Annotated in this window: 20 protein-coding genes and 1 tRNA gene; 6 read left to right on the top strand and 15 right to left on the bottom strand. The window is 30.6% G+C overall.

Annotated features, from left to right (window positions below):
* Positions 1–23: 23 nt before the first annotated feature.
* The 3 genes from AAON49_RS01840 to AAON49_RS01850 are packed head-to-tail and all read right to left on the bottom strand — an operon-like array spanning position 24 to position 2,765.
* Positions 24–869 carry a hypothetical protein gene (locus AAON49_RS01840; protein ID WP_349552211.1) on the bottom strand — a complete coding sequence of 282 codons (846 nt, stop codon included), beginning with the start codon at positions 867–869 and terminating at the stop codon, positions 24–26.
* A complete protein-coding gene (locus AAON49_RS01845) occupies positions 866–2,479 on the bottom strand; it encodes a peptidylprolyl isomerase (RefSeq protein WP_349552213.1) in 1,614 nt (537 codons plus the stop codon). Before AAON49_RS01845 ends, AAON49_RS01840 begins: the two co-directional genes overlap by 4 nt.
* Positions 2,480–2,483: 4 nt before the next feature.
* Positions 2,484–2,765, bottom strand: coding sequence for a DUF493 family protein (locus AAON49_RS01850; RefSeq protein ID WP_349552215.1), 282 nt, complete (start codon positions 2,763–2,765; stop codon positions 2,484–2,486).
* Between the two features lie 87 nt (positions 2,766–2,852).
* Here AAON49_RS01850 and AAON49_RS01855 point away from each other — a divergent pair, with 87 nt between their 5' ends.
* From AAON49_RS01855 to AAON49_RS01875, 5 genes are all read left to right on the top strand, one after another.
* Positions 2,853–3,395 (top strand): AAA family ATPase, encoded by a 543-nt coding sequence (locus tag AAON49_RS01855; protein WP_349552216.1) that lies wholly within the window; start codon positions 2,853–2,855, stop codon positions 3,393–3,395.
* Positions 3,392–5,281, top strand: coding sequence for a RecQ family ATP-dependent DNA helicase (locus AAON49_RS01860; protein WP_349552217.1), 1,890 nt, complete (start codon positions 3,392–3,394; stop codon positions 5,279–5,281). Before AAON49_RS01855 ends, AAON49_RS01860 begins: the two co-directional genes overlap by 4 nt.
* Positions 5,278–6,222, top strand: coding sequence for a methionyl-tRNA formyltransferase (gene fmt, locus AAON49_RS01865; protein ID WP_349552218.1), 945 nt, complete (start codon positions 5,278–5,280; stop codon positions 6,220–6,222). Before AAON49_RS01860 ends, fmt begins: the two co-directional genes overlap by 4 nt.
* Before the next feature lie 186 nt (positions 6,223–6,408).
* Positions 6,409–6,681, top strand: a complete 273-nt coding sequence (locus tag AAON49_RS01870; protein WP_349552219.1) for an HU family DNA-binding protein — start codon at positions 6,409–6,411, stop codon at positions 6,679–6,681.
* An 87-nt stretch (positions 6,682–6,768) separates the two neighbouring features.
* Positions 6,769–7,326, top strand: coding sequence for a YqgE/AlgH family protein (locus AAON49_RS01875; protein WP_349552220.1), 558 nt, complete (start codon positions 6,769–6,771; stop codon positions 7,324–7,326).
* Here AAON49_RS01875 and AAON49_RS01880 read toward each other — a convergent pair whose 3' ends face one another.
* Entirely contained in the window at positions 7,327–8,160 is an 834-nt protein-coding gene (locus AAON49_RS01880) for an aminotransferase class IV (RefSeq protein WP_349552221.1), read from the bottom strand.
* Between the two features lie 96 nt (positions 8,161–8,256).
* The gene (locus AAON49_RS01885) at positions 8,257–8,637 is read right to left on the bottom strand and encodes an START-like domain-containing protein (RefSeq protein ID WP_349552222.1); all 381 of its coding nucleotides are present in this window, start codon (positions 8,635–8,637) and stop codon (positions 8,257–8,259) included.
* Positions 8,638–8,779: 142 nt separating this feature from the next.
* On the opposite strand from AAON49_RS01885, the gene AAON49_RS01890 reads away from it, so the two are divergent.
* Positions 8,780–8,853: transfer RNA gene (locus AAON49_RS01890), tRNA-Met, on the top strand.
* A gap of 187 nt (positions 8,854–9,040) precedes the next feature.
* Here the strand turns inward: AAON49_RS01890 and AAON49_RS01895 are convergent.
* From AAON49_RS01895 to nagB, 10 genes are all read right to left on the bottom strand, one after another.
* Positions 9,041–9,301: a hypothetical protein gene (locus AAON49_RS01895; protein WP_349552223.1), complete on the bottom strand. Its 261-nt coding sequence runs from the start codon at positions 9,299–9,301 to the stop codon at positions 9,041–9,043.
* A 26-nt stretch (positions 9,302–9,327) separates the two neighbouring features.
* Complete coding sequence (locus AAON49_RS01900; protein ID WP_349552224.1) at positions 9,328–9,741, bottom strand: VOC family protein; 414 nt, start codon at positions 9,739–9,741, stop codon at positions 9,328–9,330.
* An 18-nt stretch (positions 9,742–9,759) separates the two neighbouring features.
* Complete coding sequence (locus AAON49_RS01905) at positions 9,760–10,047, bottom strand: hypothetical protein (RefSeq protein ID WP_349552225.1); 288 nt, start codon at positions 10,045–10,047, stop codon at positions 9,760–9,762.
* 4 nt (positions 10,048–10,051) lie between these two features.
* Positions 10,052–11,032 carry a deoxyhypusine synthase family protein gene (locus AAON49_RS01910; protein WP_349552226.1) on the bottom strand — a complete coding sequence of 327 codons (981 nt, stop codon included), beginning with the start codon at positions 11,030–11,032 and terminating at the stop codon, positions 10,052–10,054.
* Positions 11,019–11,957 (bottom strand): agmatinase, encoded by a 939-nt coding sequence (gene speB / locus AAON49_RS01915; RefSeq protein ID WP_349552228.1) that lies wholly within the window; start codon positions 11,955–11,957, stop codon positions 11,019–11,021. The genes AAON49_RS01910 and speB overlap by 14 nt, the downstream gene beginning before the upstream one ends.
* A 14-nt stretch (positions 11,958–11,971) precedes the next feature.
* Positions 11,972–13,429: a type III PLP-dependent enzyme domain-containing protein gene (locus AAON49_RS01920; protein ID WP_349552230.1), complete on the bottom strand. Its 1,458-nt coding sequence runs from the start codon at positions 13,427–13,429 to the stop codon at positions 11,972–11,974.
* 548 nt (positions 13,430–13,977) lie between these two features.
* Entirely contained in the window at positions 13,978–17,250 is a 3,273-nt protein-coding gene (locus AAON49_RS01925) for a VCBS repeat-containing protein (RefSeq protein ID WP_349552231.1), read from the bottom strand.
* 31 nt (positions 17,251–17,281) lie between these two features.
* Positions 17,282–17,845, bottom strand: coding sequence for a LacI family DNA-binding transcriptional regulator (locus AAON49_RS01930; protein WP_349552232.1), 564 nt, complete (start codon positions 17,843–17,845; stop codon positions 17,282–17,284).
* Positions 17,846–17,860: 15 nt separating this feature from the next.
* Complete coding sequence (locus AAON49_RS01935; protein ID WP_349552233.1) at positions 17,861–19,903, bottom strand: beta-N-acetylhexosaminidase; 2,043 nt, start codon at positions 19,901–19,903, stop codon at positions 17,861–17,863.
* A gap of 3 nt (positions 19,904–19,906) precedes the next feature.
* On the bottom strand, positions 19,907–21,853 hold the full coding sequence (nagB, locus tag AAON49_RS01940) for a glucosamine-6-phosphate deaminase (RefSeq protein ID WP_502942882.1): 1,947 nt from the start codon (positions 21,851–21,853) through the stop codon (positions 19,907–19,909).
* Positions 21,854–21,954: the final 101 nt, after the last annotated feature.

Raw genomic sequence — 21,954 nt, forward strand, 5'->3', positions numbered from 1 at the left:
ATAACAAAGCGAACAATGTTATACTAATGAATCTTAAAACTTTTATTCTGAACTGCATCTTTTACTATTATTTTTTCTATATCTCTTATCAATTGAAGTTTTCTCTGGTGTAAAATCATTTGTTTTATTGTAGGTTCTATATAACTCTTAGGAGCAATATCGTTCCTTTTTAAAACATCTTTTACCGCGACCAAATATAACCCTAATGAATCTTCTTTTTGGAGGAATTTTGTTTTTTTTAACAAATTTTCTCTTGAAAATGTAGTTTTTAACAAAACATTTTCTAAAGGAGTCCAAATAGAATCGTTTAGCATCATCGATTTAAAACTTAACTGCTTTGTTTCTAACTCTTCTAAATCCTCTAAAGATCCATTTCTAAACAATTTAACAATATCTTTTTTATCTATTAAGTCGCTAGAAAAATGAATATATCTTAGCTTTATTAATTCTTCATTGAGCTTGAAATTATTATTATTTATTGCGTAATAATCTGTAATCTCTTGGTCATTTACAACGGTATCTAATTGTTGTTTTACCAATCTTTCTTTATAGCCGTTTATAAGCAATGCTTGTCTATACTCTTTTACTAATTTATTTATCTCAGAATTATCATTTTTAGAATTGTTTTCTTCTGCTCTTCTGAGCAATAGTTGTTTAGTAGCCCAACTATTAATGATGCTTCTAACTAGAACTAAGCTATCTTCTTTTGCAATACTCTTAGGTAAAAGATCTATGATATCTTCTTTATATAAATTCTGATTGTATACACTAGCTATGGGTTTCCTAGTTGTATCTTCTTTTTTTTCTAATCCAAGATACTCACAAGAAACTAGCAGGAATATTGATAATATTACTAGATACTTTTTCAAGATTCTTTTCTATAATATTTAATCAGTTTTTTCAAAACTTTTTTATGAATCTTAACAGTGCTTTCACTTCTTAACTTATCAATCCATTCTTTTTCTAGGAAGTTCTGATAATCATTCATTACTTTTCCTTTCACCTTGGTTAGATCTTTAGCTTCGTATTTTTCTTTATTCTTATCAAAATACTCTTTGAGAGCTATTGTATCGTTTGATTTCTTCCAAATTTTTCTTTCCATTAATTCAAACAACAACAAGCCATCTTCATATTCTTTTAAAACTGATGCAAATTCTGGATTTGTGTTCTTTAAATTATCTTTAAAGTAGGTTAAAACTTCTTGATCAATAAAGTTTTCAAAAAGTGCCTGTAGAGATAAATGCCTTCTATTCATTGTATAGGACACAAACTCTTCTTGTTTTATAGATTTTTCGTTGATTTTTAGAATGGTTTCTTGTAAAGAATCTTTCGGCATTAATCTTATATCTTTTCGATTTAAGATGTTCTTAGCTTCTTCAACCTCTACTATTTTATATTCTGACCTCAAACGATTTACTACTGCTCTATCTGAAAGTTTTACCCTGCCATTTCTTTTTACTTTATCTCTTATTTCTTTTTCCATTTCTTCATAAGAAAGTATTGGGTATTCTTTAATCAGCTTTACAATATGCCATCCAAATCTGGTTTTAAAAGGCTTGCTGAAATCATTTACTTTAGCCAATCCGAAAGAAGCTTCATCAAAAGGTTTTACCATTCTTCCTGTTCCAAATTTAGATAAAACTCCACCTTTATTCTTTGAGTTTCTGTCATCAGAATATTCTTTTGCTAAATCCTTGAAACTCTTCCCTTCTTTTAACTTAGAATAAACTTCATCTATCTTCTTTTTACCTACAGAAGTAGTATCATTAATTAATATATGAGCAACTTCTCTTTCTCCTTTAGAAAGTCTAGTTTCTGTTTTTTTAACGATGTGATACCCATATTGGGTTTTAAAAGGCATAGATATCTCTCCAAGCTTTGTATTGTAAGCAACATCTTCAAAATCATATATCATTCTAAATGCATAGAAATACCCTAAATCTCCTCCATTGGTTAAAGCAGATTTATCATCAGATATTTCTTTTGCAACTTTCTCAAAAGGTTCTCCATTAAGAATTCTTTTTCTGGCTTCTATAATTGTATTATAAGCTTTAAGCGTATCTTCTGGTTTATAAGACCTTGGTAATCTTACTAAGATGTGGCTTGCTCTTATTTCGTTTTTAGTACGATAATAAGCTTCTTTAATCAGCTCATCTAAAAACTCTTTATCTTGTAAATATGGAGCTGTTAATTGATTTCTATAGGTTTGAATTTCTCTTTTATAGGACTTTAAAGTATCTAGTTTAAGCTTATAAGCTTCATTAACTTTTAACTTATAACTTATATATAATTCAAGGTTATTAGAAACATCTTTTCCTTCTTCATTATCAATGGCGTTTAAATTTTTCTCATAAACTTTTTTAAAATCCGCTACTGTTACTTTTTCTCCATTAATTGTTACCAATGTTTGATCATCTTTTTGACCAAATACATTGACAGTAACAATGAGTATTAAAAAAAATAAAACCTGTTTTTTCATATGCTTATAATGATATAATTCCTTCTACTTTTTCAGCTTCCTTATAATAAGAAATAACCTCATCAGAACTAGATAATTTAATAACTATTGAAATACTTATATATTTTCCAGTTTTTGATTTTTTTGTATTGATAACAGCTCCTTTGTTATCAAATATAGCTTGAACTTCCTCTACTTTATTTCCTTCAGAAGAAACAATAAACTTATACAAATAATCTGCTGGAAATTTTGTTGTTTCATCTAATTGCAATTTAAGTTTTTTGTAAAAACCTTCTCTATCTTTCATTCTTGTCTTTTAGAAGATTAATTTTGAAATGGCTACAAAATTACGTCATTATATTTTTATAATAAATTAATAGTATATTTTTGTTTCATGCAGAAAAAAATTGTTCTTATTGGAGGTCCAGGAACTGGAAAGTCTACTGTTTTAAATGAACTCGAGAAAAGAGGGTTTCATTGTATGCCTGAAGTATCTAGAGAAGTCACCATAGAGGCTCAAAAAAAAGGAATTCAACAACTTTTTTTAACAGAACCTATTCTTTTTAGTAAAATGTTGTTAGAAGGTAGAGAAAGACAATATCTTGAAGCAGAGAAAATAAATACTCAACAAGTATTCTTTGACAGAGGATTACCTGATGTATATGCGTATATGGAATATACTAAAGAAGCCTATCCAGAATATTTTAAAGAAAAATGTCTACAATACAAATATGATCATGTTTTTCTATTTAGTCCTTGGAGAGAAATTTATACCTCAGACAATGAACGATATGAAAGTTTTGAAGAGTCTACAAAAATCGATTTGTTCTTACAGAATGCATATCGAGAACTTGGTTATACTATTGTAAGTGTTCCTTTCGGATCTGTTGATGAACGAGTTAACTTCATTCTCAATTGGCTTAAATTGAATGTATGAACAACCTCAAAGATATTTTAAAAGAATATTGGGGATATGACTCTTTTAGAGACCCGCAAGAAGCAATTATTCATTCTGTTTTAAGTAAGAAAGATACTATTGCTTTGCTACCAACTGGTGGCGGAAAATCTCTTTGCTACCAAATACCTGGTATCATTAGTAAAGGTATTTGTTTAGTTATTTCTCCTTTAATCTCTTTAATGGGAGATCAGGTTGAGAGTCTGAAGAAAAAAGGAATTAATGCTATTGCATTACAAAACAAACTAGAGCATGATGAAATCGTTTCTTTGTTTGATAATTTAAAATATGGAAAAAGTAAATTCTTGTATGTATCACCCGAGCGTTTAGAATCTTCTATCATCTTACAAAAGATTCAAGAATTAGATATTAGTTGCATAGCTGTTGATGAAGCTCACTGCATTTCAGAATGGGGCCATGACTTTAGGCCTTCTTATAGAAAAATAAAAAATATTAGAAGTTATTTTCCTGATACACCTATAATTGCTTTAACTGCTACTGCTACAAATAAAGTTATTGATGACATTATTAATAACCTAGATCTAAAAGAGACTGCGGTTTTTAAAAAATCGTTTTTTAGAAATCATCTAGCCTACCAAATATTTACAAAAGAAAACAAGTTGTTAAGGCTTGAACAAATTTTAAAAAAAAATACTTCTCCTATTATTATATACGTAAGTTCTAGGAGAAAAACCGAAGACCTGTCCAATCAATTAAATGAAAAAGGATATCAAAGCACATGGTATCATGGAGGAATGTCTACAGAAGACAAATTAAATTCCTTCAATTCTTGGATGAGTGAACAAAAACCAATTATGGTTGCTACCAATGCATTTGGTATGGGTATTGACAAACCTAATGTTAGAGTTGTTGTTCATATGGATCTCCCTTATAGTATTGAAAATTATATACAAGAAGCTGGAAGAGGCGGTAGAGATGGTAAAAAAGCTTTCTCGGTTGTTTTGCAAAACGAAAATGATGTACTAGCTTTTAAAAGAACAACTGTTGATAATATTCCTAACTTGAAAGAAATAAAGCGGGTTCATAAAAATCTGTTTCAATTTTTTCAAATAGCTAAAGGTGAACTCGTTGAAACTTCTTTCGATTTTAATTTTCAAGAGTTTTGTGAACGCTATAAACTACAGTCTAGAAAAACAACTCGAATTTTACATATTCTAAAGAATCATGGTATTATAGACGTAACTCAACAATTCGATCATAAATCTACCATACAGATTATTATTTCCAGTAAACAATTAATATCCTATAAGAGTTCGCATCAACTGACTCAATCTCTTATTGAACTTTTATTAAGAAGCCATGGTAATATTTTTCATCAAGAAGTTAAGGTAAGTGAATTTATTCTGGCAAAAAAACTAGGGACTACATCTAACAATATAAAGAAAGTTTTGTCAGATTTAAATTCCCAAGAAATTATCAAATACAAAGGCGTTAGTAAAAATCAAGAACTATTTTTTCTCATGCCTAGGGAAGATGACACAACTATTAATAGATATGCAAAAAGCATTAAAATGTATCTTGAGCAGCAAATAAAAAAAGCTGAGGATTTGATTCGTTTTGTACAAAATGATCAGATATGTAGAAGTCAACAAATTCTAGCCTATTTTGATGAAGCTTCGGGTAAAGAATGTGGAATATGTGATGTTTGTCTTCAACGAAAAAAAACAGCTTCTAAAGATTTTTCAAAAGAAATTGTTCAATTATTAAATGAATCTAAAGAATTATCTCAATTAGAAATTATGGAACATTTAGAAGCTAATGAAGATGCGATTTTAATACATTTGCGAAATCTTTTACACAAAGATGTTTTAGGGATTACTAATGACAATAAACTATTTTTAAAATGAAAGATTTGCGCATTGTTTTTATGGGAACGCCTGATTTTGCTGTAGCAATCTTAGAAAGAATAGTTGAAGATGGCTATAATGTAGTTGGAGTAATTACTGCACCAGACAAACCAGCGGGAAGAGGAAGAAAATTAAACGAGTCTGCTGTAAAAAAATATGCTATTACTAAAGGTTTGCACGTTATGCAACCCACAAACCTAAAAGACAGTCATTTTATTAATGAGTTACAATCTTTAAATGCCAACCTTCAAGTGGTAGTTGCTTTTAGAATGCTGCCTAAAGTAGTTTGGAGTCTTCCAAAATATGGAACTTTTAATCTTCATGCTTCTTTACTACCAGATTATAGAGGAGCAGCTCCTATACATTGGGCTATTATTAAAGGAGAAAAGAAAACAGGAGTTACCACCTTCTTTATTGATGAGAAAATAGATACTGGAGAGATAATTATGAAGAAAGAAGTAACTATAAGAGAAGATGAAACTGTTGGTGAACTTCACGATACTTTAATGATGCTTGGAGCAGAAACTGTATCAGAAACCATTTCTCTTATTAATAAAGGTGTAGTTACTACCATAAAACAACCTGAGTCTGAAACCAAAATAGCTCCAAAATTAAACTCAGAGAATTGTAAGATTAACTGGGAAGATTCAATAGATCATATCTACAATCATATAAGAGGTTTGAATCCATTTCCTGCGGCTTGGTCAGAAATGATTAATGGAAACGAAAAAGTTTCGTTAAAAATTTATGCCATTAGAAAAGAAATAATTACCCATAGAGATAGTATTAAAAGCATTATTACTTCTAAAAGAGAAATAAAAGTTGCTGTAAATGGTGGTTACATTTATTTAGAAGAATTGAAGCTTTCTGGGAAGAAAAAAATGGATGCAAGAAGCTTGCTAAATGGTTATACTTTTCAACCTGAAGCAAAAATGCTCTGAAGCCTTTGATAGTAAAGGATTGGCAGTTTTCAATAAAAAAACACTGGCTTTATTAACAATTTGATGTGTTTTATTAACAAATAGGTCTTTTTTAGAGGGTCAAACTTGCATGAACCCTTAATCCGTCTATATTTGTTAAGCTTTTAAGCAAAAAAAATATCAATTAATTTAAAATTCTATTTTATTATGAACAAATCAGATTTAATCGATGCTATGGCTGCAGACGCAGGAATTTCAAAAGCAGCAGCAAAAGCGGCTTTAGAATCATTTACTTCAAACGTAACTTCTACTTTAAAGAAAGGTGGTAAAGTTGCTTTAGTAGGATGGGGTACTTTCTCTGTATCTAAGAGAGCTGCTAGAAGCGGTAGAAATCCACAGACTGGTGCAGAAATTAAGATTGCTGCTAAAAATGTAGCAAAGTTTAAAGCTGGAGCTGGATTAAGCAATGCTGTAAACTAAAACTAATCCAAACAGAATATAAAAAGCTCCCTTTTCAGGGAGTTTTTTTATTTCCAAAATTTACTATACATTTAATAAAAAAATTAATTGTCTGAGTTGAAGCCATATAAAGGAAGCTTATTAATAGCTGAGCCATCTATTTTGAATGATGACTCTTTTAACAGATCTATCATATTATTAACTGAACATAATACGAATAGCTCTGTAGGTTTTATATTGAACAGACCTTTGAAATTTACCATTAAAGATATTATTCCTGAAATTGATTGTTCTTTCACCGTATATCAAGGAGGACCTGTTGAACAAGACAATTTGTATTTTATTCATAAGATTCCTGAATTAATTCCCGACAGTATTCAAGTAAGTGATAATATTTATTGGGGAGGAAACTTTGATTCTCTAAAAGTTTTACTTACAGAGAACAAAATTCACAGTACTGACATTCGATTTTTTCTTGGGTACTCAGGATGGGGAACCAATCAACTTGAAGGTGAATTATTAAATAATTCATGGTTTGTTTCAGAAAATGATTTTGAAAACATTTTTTCTGTAGACAACGAATCGCTTTGGAAAAATAAATTGATGCAAAAAGGTGGTGAATACAAAATTTGGGCTAACGCACCTAGTGATATTCACTTAAACTAACTACTTTCCAGTAATTTCCATTATTTTTAGGCTAGCTTGTAATTTCATAGAAATATCAGTTTTAAAAACTTTTTTTCTATAGTTGGTAACTGGTTGTATACCTAGAATAGAATTCGTAATAAAAACTTCATCGGCTTTCTGAATTTCAAAAGGTGTAATTGAGGTTTCTTCAAGAGTAAACTCTTCATTTTTAGATAACATTTCAATAACCTTTTTCCTCATAATGCCTCTTAAGCATCCTTCTTCAAGTGAAGGAGTTTTTACTACATCGTCTTTTATTAAGAAAATATTTGCATTGGTTACCTCCACTACTCCTTTTCTTTCATTTAAAAGAATACAATTATCTAAGTCGTTCTCATTGGCATAAATACTTGCTAAAGTATTGATCAACTTATTATTAGATTTTACTGTAGATAAATAACCAGAGTTTACATAGAAATCTTTATACAGATCTAAACTGTAGCTATCTTTTAATTGACTTTTGATTTCTTTTACCTCTATTAGATAATCTACTTCATTAGAGTTAGGTGTATAAAAACCTCCATCTTTTCTAAAAATGGTAAGTCTAGCTCTTAAGTTATTTTTTTGCTCTAATGATTCTATTGTTTTTACAATTTCTTTTTCTAAGAACTCTAAAGTAAATTCGATAGGGATTTTCATTCTTAGCATTCTCATAGAAGCCATTAATCTAAAATAATGATCTTCCCAAAAAACAACTTTTCCGTTGAGAATCTTTATAGTCTCAAAAATAGAATCTCCATAATTAAATGCTCTGTTATTAGGTGTGATCTTTACCTCATTAAAAGCAAGTAATTCTCCATTATAGTTTAACATAAGTGATAAAATATGAGCAAATTTACTGGAAAAGAAATGAATAAAAACAAAAAAGCCTTAGGATAATCCTAAGGCTTTTTGTTTTCTATTTTTATATTATGCTCCTATACGATGTTTAAGAGTATCTATTTGATTCTCCCACAACATTTTAGATTCTTCAACCTCATCTTCTTCTGCAAAGTCTGTTATTATAAGAGATACATCTTTGGTAATGTCATCTACTTGAATTCTAAATTCAAAATAGCTTTCATCATCTTCGCTTTCCAACCATTTATAACGAGCTTTTTCATCATTTTTTCTCACCAAAATAGTAGCTTCTTCTTCAGAATCGTCCCATAAAAAAGATATTACTTTACCTCTAGAATTAACTCTATCTGCAAACCATTCTTCTAATCCTGAAGGAGTTGCAAAATATTGATATAGCATACTGGGAGAAGCGTGAATTGGGAATTCTATTTCAAACTTAATCTTATCCATTTTTTCTTTGGTTAGTGTTGAATAAAGCCGGTTTTATCCTTTGACTTAATTCTCACAATATAGGTAATAATTCCAGTTAAAAAAAATTAAACTCTCAACTTGTTAAACTGTAAAAATGGGTTATATTTGCAGCCTTAATCACGGCGAGGTAGCTCAGGTGGTTAGAGCGCAGGATTCATAACCCTGAGGTCGGGGGTTCAAGTCCCCCCTTCGCTACAAAAGAAAAGCAGAGTTTTAAACTCTGCTTTTTTTATTCAAAGACAATAATTTTATTAGGCAGCAGAAGCTAAAAAAAATTTTAGCAACTAAAGAACATCTTATTGTTAGTTTAATACAAACAAAACCCGACAGTATTAATACTATCGGGCACGAACAAATTGATTAATAATTGTAATTCTAGAGATTATTTAATGATTAAATCATCTAATCGAAGAATTACAAAATCTTCATCATCCATATCATCTATGATGATACTGTAAAATATCTCAAATTTCTGACCATTTAACTGATCTGATTTTAAATCATACTTATCTAAAAGTAACTTATCAATCTCATCAAATGCTAATATTTCTCCATCATCAATCTCAAAACTATAATAACCATACGCATATGTAATAAAAGTTCCTTCAGTAGTTACCCGTTCTCTAGATTCAAAATATCTCATAATTGATTTTTTTAATTCATAAATCTTCAGATCAAAAAGACAGAATCATTATCTACAAATGTTTTAAACTCTAATGTATAATCATTTGGGTCTTTGATAAAAAAAGAGTGATGCTCACCATTTTTGTCTTTAAAGAATGTTTTTTTAGGAGTAATATCTAATGTCCAATGATTGACTTTATCATACATCTCTTCCCAAGCTTCTTCTTCAAGGATAATTCCATAATGGAACATTGGAAGAATACTCGCGTCTAATTTATAAGTAGGACTGTTCATCCAAAATTTATCAAATAAAACAAAGGTTATTTGGTGATTGAACACATCTACATCAAGCCATTGAGAAGAGTTTCTCCCATGCTTAAATCCTAGGTCATCAATATAAAATTTTTTGGTTGCCTCCATATCTTTGCATGGAAGTGATAAGTGGAAAACTGGATTCATCTTTCAATTATTTTATTATTAATATTCATCTGGAAAACCATCGTCATTGGAAATTTCTTTAGTAACGGAGTCATCGTCATCTATTTCTTCATCAGAATAATCTTCCATTTTTTGTTCTAATTTCAAACCTATTTTCACCAAATAGATTGTATCATCTGTTCTTACTTCAACGGCTTTAACAGTTTCTCCTTTAGTGTTTTGAAAAGTCATGATATCATCATAATCATATCCATGAGGGAACTTTTCCACCAGCAAGTCTAGTACTTCTGTAGTCAATTTTTGGTAATCTACTATAACTCTTTTCATCTTTTTACATATTTAATAAGTAAGCAAAAATCAACGGTGCAACAATTGTTGCATCGCTCTCTATAATATATTTAGGAGTATCAATATCGAGTTTACCCCAAGTAATTTTTTCATTAGGTACTGCCCCAGAATATGAACCATAACTTGTTGTTGAATCTGAAATTTGACAGAAATAACTCCAAAATGGAGTTTCGGTTTGTTCTAAATCTTGATATAACATTGGAACCACACATATTGGAAAATCTCCTGCAATTCCTCCTCCAATTTGAAAGAATCCAATTCCATTATCAGAATTATTATTATACCAATCTGCTAAGAATGTCATGTATTCTATTCCTGATTTCATGGTATTTGCTTTCAATTGTCCCTTAATCACATAAGAAGCAAATATGTTACCCATTGTGCTATCTTCCCAACCTGGAACTACCATCGGTAAATTTTTCCGAGCAGCAGCATACATCCAAGAGTTTTTAATATCTATTTCATAGTATTGTTCTAACACTCCTGATAATAACAGACGATACATAAATTCATGAGGAAATAACCTCTCTCCATTTTCCTCAGCATTCTTCCAAATTTTATAAATATGCTTTTGCAATCTCCTAAAAGCTTCTTCTTCTGGAATGCAAGTATCAGTTACTCTGTTTAACCCTTTTAAAAGTAATTCCCACTCATCTGAAGGGGTTAAATCTCTATAATTGGGAATTCTCTTATAATGAGAATGAGCAACGAGATTCATAATGTCTTCTTCAAGATTTGCTCCAGTGCATGAAATAATATGCACCATATCTTTTCTTATGATTTCTGCAAAGGTTTTTCCTATTTCAGCTGTACTCATAGCCCCAGCCATTGATATCAACATTTTAGCTCCTTTATCCAACTGATTTTCATATCCTTTAGCAGCGTCCAATAAACTAGCAGCATTAAAATGAAGAAAGTGTTTTTCTAAAAACTCTGATATAGGCTTTTGATTAGTATTCACCATGATCGTAATCTTTAAATTTTGACAACTTGCTAAACGGGCTTTCTATTTCTTCTTCTATTTCTTCAACTTCATCTTGCAAAAGAAATTTATAGCTCAACATTTTGTAATACAGTTTAGCAGCTAAAAAATCAGAAGATTTGTCTAATTTATTCGGACATAATTCTACTATATCAAACCCAACTACATTTTTATTCTCAAATACTTTTTTCAAAAACTCTAAGGTTTCATAATAAAACAAGCCTCCTGGTTCTGGAGTGCCTGTTGATGGCATTATTGACGGATCTAAAGCATCTAAATCAAATGTGATATAAACAGTATCGGTTAACTGTTCTAAAACATCATCCATCCAATATTCATTTGTTGCCATTTCATGAGCAAAAAAGACGTTATCTTCATTCATTTCGTCACGCTCAGAAATATCCATACTGCGAATACCAACCTGAACCAAGTTAGTTGTTTGGTTGGCATCATGCATTGCACAAGCATGACTATACGGATTTCCTTCATATTCTTTTCTTAAATCTGCATGAGCATCTATTTGTAAAACACTCAAATTTTCGAAGCATTCATTGAAAGCTCTAATGCTTCCTATTGAGATCGAATGTTCTCCTCCAAATAAGGTGACAAACTTCTTTTTATTAATAAAATTCTTAACCTTGGAGTGAACTGTATTAATCATATCTATTGAGGTATCTTCCTCAATAGATTCTGCTATAAAGATTCCATTTTTGTATACCTCCGAATTTGTTTCGATATCATACAATTCCATATTTTCGGCTGCTTTTAAAAATGCAGTTGGTCCATAATCTGTTCCTTTTTGCCATGTAGTGGTTTGATCAAAAGGCACTGGGATTAATACTATCTTAGATTGATCTTTCCTCGCGTAATCCTGAGATACTCCAGCAAAGGTTTTTGTTGTTTTCATCTGTCAATAATTTATTACTTGTTTAAATCAGTTGAAATTCGCCTAACAGAATTTATATCGATAAAATCTTCTTGGCTCATTTCATATCCTAATATTGAGAGTAATTCCTCACTTGTTTGTTGTTCTTTAAATAGTCTAGTTGTAATTTCTCCTTGTTTATTTTTTTGTATTAAAATATGTTTTGGATTTGGGATTAAACAATGTTGTAACCCTCCATAACCACCAATAGTTTCTTGATAAGCACCTGTATTAAAAAAACCTATATATAAAGGTTTTTGATTACTGTATTTGGGCAAATAAATAGCATTTACATGTTGTTCAGAATTATAGTAGTCATCACTATCGCAAGTAAGTCCTCCTAATAAAACTCGCTCATATTCATCTTCCCAACGATTAATAGGAAGCATAATGAAACGTTTATTAATAGCCCAGGTATCAGGAAGTGTTGTAATAAAAGATGAATCAATCATATTCCATCGTTCTCTATCATTTTGCTCTTTTTGATATAGTACCTTATAGATAGCACCACCAGCTTCACCTACCGTAAAGCTTCCAAACTCAGTAAAAATATTAGGAACAGGAACTTTGGCTTCTACACATTTCTTTTTAATAAGACCAGTTATTTCATTAATCATGTATTGATAATCATAATCAAATCCTAGCGTTGTTTTAATAGGAAATCCACCTCCTATATTCAAGCTATCTAATGTTGGACAAATTTTCTTCAGCTGTACATATACATTCAAGCATTTCGTAAGCTCATTCCAGTAGTATGCATTATCCCTTATTCCTGTATTGATAAAAAAATGTAACATCTTTAGTTTCACTTTTTCATTATCATGGATTTCTCTTTGATAGTAAGAAAGAATGTTTTTATACCCAATTCCTAATCTGCTGGTGTAAAATTCAAACTTTGGTTCTTCTTCCGAGGCAATACGGATTCCTATTTGAAACTCATCATTGATAACAGATTTTAGTAGTCCAAGTTCTTGATAGTTATCTAGTATTGGTATGCAATTTTTATGGCCAGAATTTATGATTTTTGTGATACGACTTAAATAATCTTCTTTTTTAAATCCGTTGCACAATATATAATCTGAATCTTTTATTTTTCCAGATTTTATAAGAGTGCTTACAATATCTAAGTCAAACGCAGAAGATGTTTCAATTTGAATATCATTCTTTAAAGCTTCATTCAATACATATTTAAAATGTGAGCTTTTAGTGCAGTAACTATAAAAATATTTTCCCTCATAACTGTGTTTTTCAAATGCAGAAGAAAACCACTTTTTAGCTCTTTCTATGTTTTCAGATATTTTTGGCAAGTATGTAAACTTCAAGGGAGTTCCATACTCATAAACTAGCTTCATGAGATCAACTCCATGAAACCATAACGTGTGATTCTTTGTCTGAAATTCTTTTTGTGGAAAATCAAACGTCTGATGAATCAAGTCAATGTATTTAGTGTTCATTTCATTTTATTTAAAACTAGATATAGTAACTTTTAGGCTAACATCATGTGTTATCCTAAATCATTGATAATGAAATAAAAACTAAATGCGTAATTCTAAGTATACTCCTCGAAGTCGTATGATCTGGAGTACACTAGATAAATGTGTATTGGAAGAAAACTTAATTTTTTCGGCGTATTTCCCAAATACTTCACAAATACCACTCTTCCAAAGATATTTGCTAACGAAATAAGAAAAACATAACATTTTACTTACTTAACAATAAATCAAATGTAATGTATTTTTAAATACAAAAAGTTTTTTTGTGAATTCTGAATGACTTTTTTCTATTTCATTAAAATCTTATTATCAGTCATTTATGATTTAATAGAAAAAAACAAGTTCATAAACCAAACAAATCACTACTTCGATACAAAAGAAAAGCAGAGTTTTAAACTCTGCTTTTTTAATTTAGGATATATTATAATAAGTAAATAGCTCTATAAAAATCAATTGCGCATGTTATAACATTAAAGAACTTGAAATCTATTTTTTATCCTAAATCGTTCTTAATAGTTTGTCTTTAAAATCTTCAACTCACTGTTTTTATTTAAGATGATGAAATGAGTTTTGCTTCCTATTTGTATCTTTTTAATAGCTTTTGCTTCAGCATTATTAAAGTAATTTTTGTCATTTAAAAAGGTAAATGCTTTGTTTTCTCCATTGAAAAGAACATATCCTTTAGAAGCGTCATAGCGAATTGTTTCTACTTCTGCATCGTATATGTTACCTACTCCAAAAATATCTTGCAATCCATCGTTATTAAAATCATATGTCTCAAATGCTAAAGTTGGACTCAATTGTGCTTGGTTTGGAAGTGTAATAGTTTTAAACTGTCCGTTTCCTAAATTCTCTTTAACTACTGTAGTAAAGTCAGTTGCAATAAAATGATTCGCATTTTTCAACTTATCTTCTCCATAAATATCCTTTAATGTAGATGTTGCAAATTCGTTATAGGTGCCTATTTTATTCTTTAGAAAAGGTGTTTGCTCTGAAGAACATTGTTTTCCTCTAACTGGAATTAAACTTCCTGTTTTAGAAACTTTACTTAAAACAATATCGTAGGAATTGTTTTGATCTAAATAATCTGCATATACATGTAATGGTTTTTTCTTCGTAGGATGAAATTTATTATTTGTTCCCCAGTTTCCTAAAAGATAATCCTTATCTCCATCATTATCTATATCTATTTCTTTTATTGTTTGATACCATCCGTATTCTTGATCTTTAGACACTTCTTTTTTGATGAATTTTCCATTGATATTCTCAAAAACATTTAAAGGCATCCATTCTCCAACTACAAGTAAATCATCATCTCCATCATTATCATAATCTGAAAAAACAGCATCATTGATTAGATTTACATCTTCTATTCCATTTATATTTTCTCTAGTTACGTTTATAAATTTTCCGTTCTGATTCTCTAATAAAAAAGATGGGTCATTTAATGGATATTTTCCGTGTGTAACTCTACCTCCAATAAATATATCTATGTCTCCGTCTTTGTCGTAATCAGTTACTGCTACTGCTTTTGTGTTAGAATATATCTTAGGAAATTTGTTTGACCTCGTGAAGTTTCCTTTTCCGTCATTAATATAAATCCTGTCTTCTAATAACGAATCATCTTTAGTAACTTCATAACCTCCGGAGCTTACAAACAAATCGATATCTGAATCGCCATCTGCATCAAAAAACAATGCATTTGTATCTTCATATTTCTTTTCTTTTTCGAAAAGTTTCTGATTGGTTTCAACAAATGTTCCATTTGGTTTTTGTACATATAATGATGCTCTTGCATTCTTTGCATTTCCCGCAAAGAAATCATCTAATCCATCATTATTAATATCTGCCACTGCAATAGCAGAAGTTATTTCCGATTGTTTTTGAGGCAAAAGAAGTTGTAAATCAAAATCGTTGAACTCATTTTCTTTTTGCTTGTATGAAATTCCCAAACTTTTGGGTACTATCTCTTTAAAAAAGGATGTGGTTTTTGCTATCGTACTCTTCTTAGCATAAGAGTTTTTGTAATTGAAAACAATTGTTGCATTAGCCTTACTATTTTCTAGTTGTTCAATTCGAAGATCTGGCCAAACAACTTTAATACTATCAACGGTTTGATTTGTTCCTAATCCAAAATGAAGTTTGTGTGTTACAGAAGATTGATATCCTCTACCTAAATGAAACTCTTTAAATTGTTGGGTTCCTTTTGTATATACATAAACTTTTGTTCCTATTCCTCCAACATTAGAGCTTGGTCCTTTTAAAGAAATAGAAAGTGTATTGTTTTTAGCATTATTTTTATATACACTAGCTTTTTCTGATTGATTATTTACAATCAAATCTAAATCGCCATCGTTGTCTAAATCGGCATAGGCTGTTCCATTAGAATTCACTTTTCTATCCAACCCCCATTCTTTGGTAGTGTTTGTAAAGGTTAAATCTTGATTATTCTTAAAAATATAATTGCTAAGCTTAGTTGAAGGCATCATTTTAATGGCTTCTTCCAGAGTCACTTTTTTACGATTCATAATGTTAGCTCGCATTTGATTTCTAAAATCTTGATTGGAAAGATCGTGTTCTATACCGTTGGTAATAAAAACATCTTTGTGACCATCATTATCAAAATCGGCAATCAAAGGAGCCCAACTCCAATCGGTTTTAGCTATTCCTGCTAATTGTCCTATTTCGCTATACGTTCCGTCTCCATTATTCAATTGCAGCATATTAGACATGTATTGATAATGATATCCAGCATCTACCATCATATTAAAACTATTGGTATTCATAGCTGCCATGTTATTTTTAGCTCTAATATGGTCTTCAGCTAGCATATCTAATACAATCAAATCGGGTTGAAGGTCATTATTTACATCTTCATAATCTGAGCCCATACTACTGTTAGATAAATGTTTAAATGACTGTAATGATTGATCTTTAAAGGTTCCGTCTTTTTGATTGATGTATAAAAAATCGCCATGAAAGAAATCGTTAGCAACAAAAATATCTTGCCACCCATCATTGTTAAAATCTCCAATAGAAGCTGATAATCCCCAAGCTTTATTTGCTACCCCTGAAGCATTAGTAATATTGGTATACTTTCCTGAGTCGTTTCGATACAACTGATCTGATCCGTAATCTTCTATTTTTTTATCTCTATCGAGGTCTAAAGTGATGTTATTTCTAAAGTCTACTCTGTGATTCACTAAATAAAGGTCTAAATCGCCATCATTATCCATATCAAAAAAGTATGACTGAATAGAAAAACCGTAAAAATCTAATCCGTATTCTTTAGCACTTTCTTTAAAAGTATTGTTCTTTTGATTGATATACAGCTTATTTTTACGTTGTTCATGACTTTGTAATGATCCTGATTTACATACATAAATATCTAACCAGCCATCATTATTGATGTCTATGATTGTAACTCCAGTAGACCAACCTTGTGCGTCGTTTACTGCGGCTGAATCTGTGATATCTTCAAACTGAAAATTTCCTTTGTTTATATATAACTTATTGTTTCCTTGGTTGGCAGTGAAATAAATATCTTCTAACCCATCATTATTGATATCACCTACGGCTACTCCTCCTCCATTATAGATGTATGGATAATTTAGAAAATTGAAGTAAAGATCTTCTTTGACTTCATTTTTAAAATGAATATTAGAGTAAGAGCTTTGTATTGAAGAAAATAATTGTACTGGTTTTTTAGATTGAATTGTTTCATCTGACTTACAAGACAAAAACATTCCTATAAAAATTGCTATTGTAAAATATCTCATCATAAATAGTACAGTTTTTGAATATAAGCAATAATTATGAAGCCAAAAGAGCTGAGTTTTTATTATTTATTTTCTCCAAGAGTTCCTGCACCGAATTTCTTCCTGTATAGTGTCCTTTCAGCTGTTCATTACTGGACCCGAGCTCTCTTTTGTTGATGGTTATAATTGGATAATCGTTTTTATGAAGTATAGACAGATTCTTATTTTTATTAAAATCGCTTTTATAATCTATTGGCGAGAAGATTAATCCGTCTACAACATTATTGTACAGAAGTTTGATGTATTCTTTTTCTTTAGCAGAATCATTACAGGATTGATAAACCATAATTCTATGATTCAATCTTGACGATTCTTCAGTAATTCCAATAAGAGCGTTTAAAAAGTATTCATCTTTAAAATCTGGCAGAATAACTCCGATTATAAAGTTCTCTTTCTTCTTAAGGTTTAAGGCAAAAAAATTGGGTTTATAATTGTGCTTTTTTACTATTCTAAGAATTTTCTTCTTAGTAGAAGAGCTTATTTCATAGCTATCATTAATTGCTTTTGAAATCGTTGAAATTGAATATCCAGATATTTTTGATAGCTCCTTTAAAGTCATTGTACACTTAATCTATTATTTCTTTCTAAAAAACTCTAATAATCTGTCTAAATCTGATACAATTATTAATTCTACATCTACAAAAGGTTCTTGTAACTTCTTTACTATCTTATTTAGAGAAGCTTCTTTGCTTTTAGAATAACCGTCTTCTAGAACTAAACTAATTATTTTAGAAAATTCAGCCAGATAGGAATAGGAAGGTTCTATTTGTGTAAGAACAGGGGACATATCAAGTTTCTTAAACTCTTTAAAACCCTCCTTCCATTTGTTGAAATAAAGAATCAATTCTTCTTTACTCTTGCTATTTTGATCTTTTATATATCTGTCTACAACTTTTTTAAAGCTTATTCCATCTTCTGCATCTGAAGTACATGCATCTGCAAAAAGTGTAAAAGGAGAAAATGATTTATATTCTGTTCCGCCTTTGTTTCTGGTATAAATCTTTAAAGGTTCGCTAATATTAGATAATATTTTTAGGGCGTTTGTATTTTGATTTCTTGTGATATTTCTTAGAATTGCATCTTTATTTTTTAAATGAGTAATGCCTAACTCTTCTAATTGATAGCTTACAACTTTGAGTCTTTTTTGCATGTTGTTAACATCTCTCACATTTTTTGAAGACCAAAACCTTTCGGCAATAGCCGCAGTTCGTGGCCAAATTCTAGAATCTATTGTAAGCGGCGTTACAAGTTCACTCCACATAGTAGCTTCACCTCCTAAGATCCTTTTTCTTTCTTCTTTAGAAAGTTTTTCATCTCCAATGGGTTCTACTAAATAATGCTCTTCTACAGGTTGCATTCTATCGATATAAAAACCATTAGATAAAACAGTGTTGTATCCTTTTCTTGCTGCTTCAATAAGTGTTCCTCCTTTAGATAGTCCTTCATTTTCTCCTCTCCAAGAATGGATAACAGCTGTTGTAGGCATATTGGGTGTCATAATTTCATCCCAACCCATTAATTTTTTATTATACTTCTTTAAAATCTTTTCTAACTTGATATTAAAGTAGGTTTGTAAATCGTGATTAGTTTTTAAGTTGTGTTGTTTCTTAAATTCTTGAATTTTTTGATTTGCATCCCAATGTTTTCCTTCATTTTCATCACCACCAATATGAAAATATTCATCTGGAAATAAGGGTGTTATTTCTTTAAACAAATTGTCTAAGAATTCATAGGTTTTGTCGTTTGTTGGATCTAAAGTTGGATCGAAAATTCCTGCATAACGTTCTATTTGATAAGAAGTTTCTTTACTACCAATTTCAGGGTACGCCGTTAAAAAAGCAGAAGCATGCCCGGGTACATCTATTTCTGGGATTACTCTAATTCCTCTAAGATTTGCATATTCTATAACATCTTTAATCTGAGCATGAGTATAGTACAAACCATCTGATCCTAATTTGTGCAAATTAGGATAGGTTTTTGAGTAGATTCTGAATCCTTGATCGTCTGTTAAATGCCAATGAAAAACATTCATTTTTACCGATGCCATCGCATCAAGGTTTCTTTTAATTACTGCAATGGGTTGAAAATGTCTGGCTACGTCAATCATTAAACCTCTCCAAACAAATCTTGGATTGTCTTTTATAAGTACACCAGAAAAATAAAAGCTCTCTGTATTATAATCTACTAATTGGAGTAGTGTTTCTAAAGCTCTTAAAGCTCCAACATCTGTCTTTGCTGTAATAGATATCTTTTGGTTGGTTATATCAAGGCTATAAGACTCGTCTTTGTTAAGCCCTAATTTTATTTCTTTATCGAATTTTATTTCTAATGATGGAGATTTTATCTGTCCTTTTTCAAAGGCAAAACCTTCATCAATAAAAACACCGGTTCTTCCAGATAATCTTCTCAAGAAATTAGTTGTTGCATTGATTACTCTTTTACTTTTTCCTTCAACAGAGATTGTAAAATCTGGAGTAATCTTAAATTTTTCTTGATTTTCTTTAATCTCTTGTGGCCAAGGCATTAAATTATATTTCTCCTTAAGATTGGACTGTGCCAAAATTGAGCAAGAAATAAAAAGCAATACCGTTAAAAAAGTTTTTTTAATCAATGTCATAAATTAAAAGTGGTGACGTTTAAAAGCTTCAATTGCAGCATAATCTGCTAAGCCTAATTTGTTGTATTTTTCAGCTGTTAATCTATTTCTATCTTCAGCTCTTACCCAAAATTCTCTGTTATCATCTCCTTGAAACATCACTCCGTCTTTTTGAGATTGGTGATAAAAAATAGCGTGTCTTTTCTTGAGTACTTGATCTGGACTCATAGGAACTGCCATTTCTATTTCGTAAGTTTCCCACTCATGCCAAGCTCCTCTGTATAACCAAACCCAACAATCGTCCATATAAGACTCATTTTTAAGTTTTTCAAGTCCTGCAAAAAGAGCATCTAAACATACTTTATGAGTACCATGTGGATCTGCTAAATCTCCAGCAGCATATACTTGATGGGGTTTTATTGTTTCTATCAAGTCACACATAATTTCAACATCTTTCTCTGAAAGCTTATTTTTCTTTATAGTTCCTGTTTCGTAAAATGGTAGGTCTAAAAAGTGCACACGATTATCGGGTACATTAAAATATCTTGTTGCTGCAAAAGACTCACTTCTTCTTATCAACCCTTTTAATTTTCTAACCTCTAGAGTATCAACACTATTTTTTTCTTTGTTTTTAAGGTCTTTAATAATCTTTTCTATAGAATCGGAACAATTAAGTTGACTATTTACTTCTGCGAATTTTAAAGCTTCTTCGTCTGAAACAGCAATATTTCCAGAGGTTTGGTAAGCGATATGAACTTCGTGACCTTGCTCTACTAATCGATCAAAAGTACCTCCCATAGATATAACATCATCATCCGGATGAGGACTAAAAATGATAACTCTTTTTCTAGCTGGCTCTGCTCTTTCGGGTCTGTTCTCATCGTCAGCATTAGGTTTTCCTCCTGGCCAACCTGTAATTGTATGCTGTAGTTTATTAAACATTTCTATATTTAAGTCATAAGCTCTTCCCTCTTGTGCTAACAAGCTAGACATTCCATTATCGTTATAATCTTTATCTGTTAGTTTAAGGATAGATTTTTTAGTCAGTTCACATAACCAAACAATTGCTTTGCTTTTTAACTCCTTAGTCCAAATGCAGGGTCCAACTAACCATGGTGTTTTATTTCTAGTTAACTCTGAACCTGCTTCGTTGTCTAGAATAAAAGTTGTGTTTTTGTGATATTGAAGATATGTAGCGGGAACTAGAGAGGAGATTTCTCCTTCTATAGTTTCTTTAATAATTTGAGCTTTATGTTGGCCCCATCCTAACAATACTATTCTTTTAGCAGACATTACTGTCGCCACTCCCATAGTAATTGCTTTCCTTGGGACATTTTCAATTCCTAAGAACGAAGGAGCAGCATCTGCTCTTGTAAGATGGTCTAATGTAATACTTCGAGTACCTGAGTTAAGGTGAGATCCAGGTTCATTAAATCCTACATGGCCAGTTCTACCAATACCTAAAAGTTGAAAATCTAAGCCTCCTGCTTCTTTTATTTGTAATTCATAGTCTACACAATATTGATATACATCTTCATTTTCAATTGTACCATCTGGAATATGAATATTTTCAGGAAGGATATCAATATGATTGAAAAGATGTTCATGCATGAAGTAATGATAACTCTGAATATTTTCCTTTTGCATAGGTAAATATTCATCTAAATTGAAGCTAATCACATTCTCGAAACTTAAACCTTCCTCTTTGTGTAATCTTACCAATTCTTCATATACCTTGATTGGCGAAGATCCTGTTGCTAAACCTAGCACGCAAAACTTATCTTCCTGTTGTTTTAATTGAATTAGTTCTGCTATTTCATGTGCTACGATTATAGAGGCTTCGTTTGAACTTTTAAAGATGACATTATGTATCTTTTCAAACCTAGTTTCTTCGAATTTTCCTGCTGGACTATAGGCAATATTCCTAGTATTCATAGTAATGATATTACTTGATTTTAATGCGACACTCATTTATCTTTAGGGTTTGGTGAAATAAACGAGAAACTTTTACATTTCTCGTTTATTTTAATAACTCAAAAACTACACTACAAAAAATTTAATCTATTTTATTT

The sequence above is a fragment of the Pseudotenacibaculum sp. MALMAid0570 genome (genome assembly GCF_040151415.1).
Lineage (GTDB): Bacteria > Bacteroidota > Bacteroidia > Flavobacteriales > Flavobacteriaceae > Polaribacter.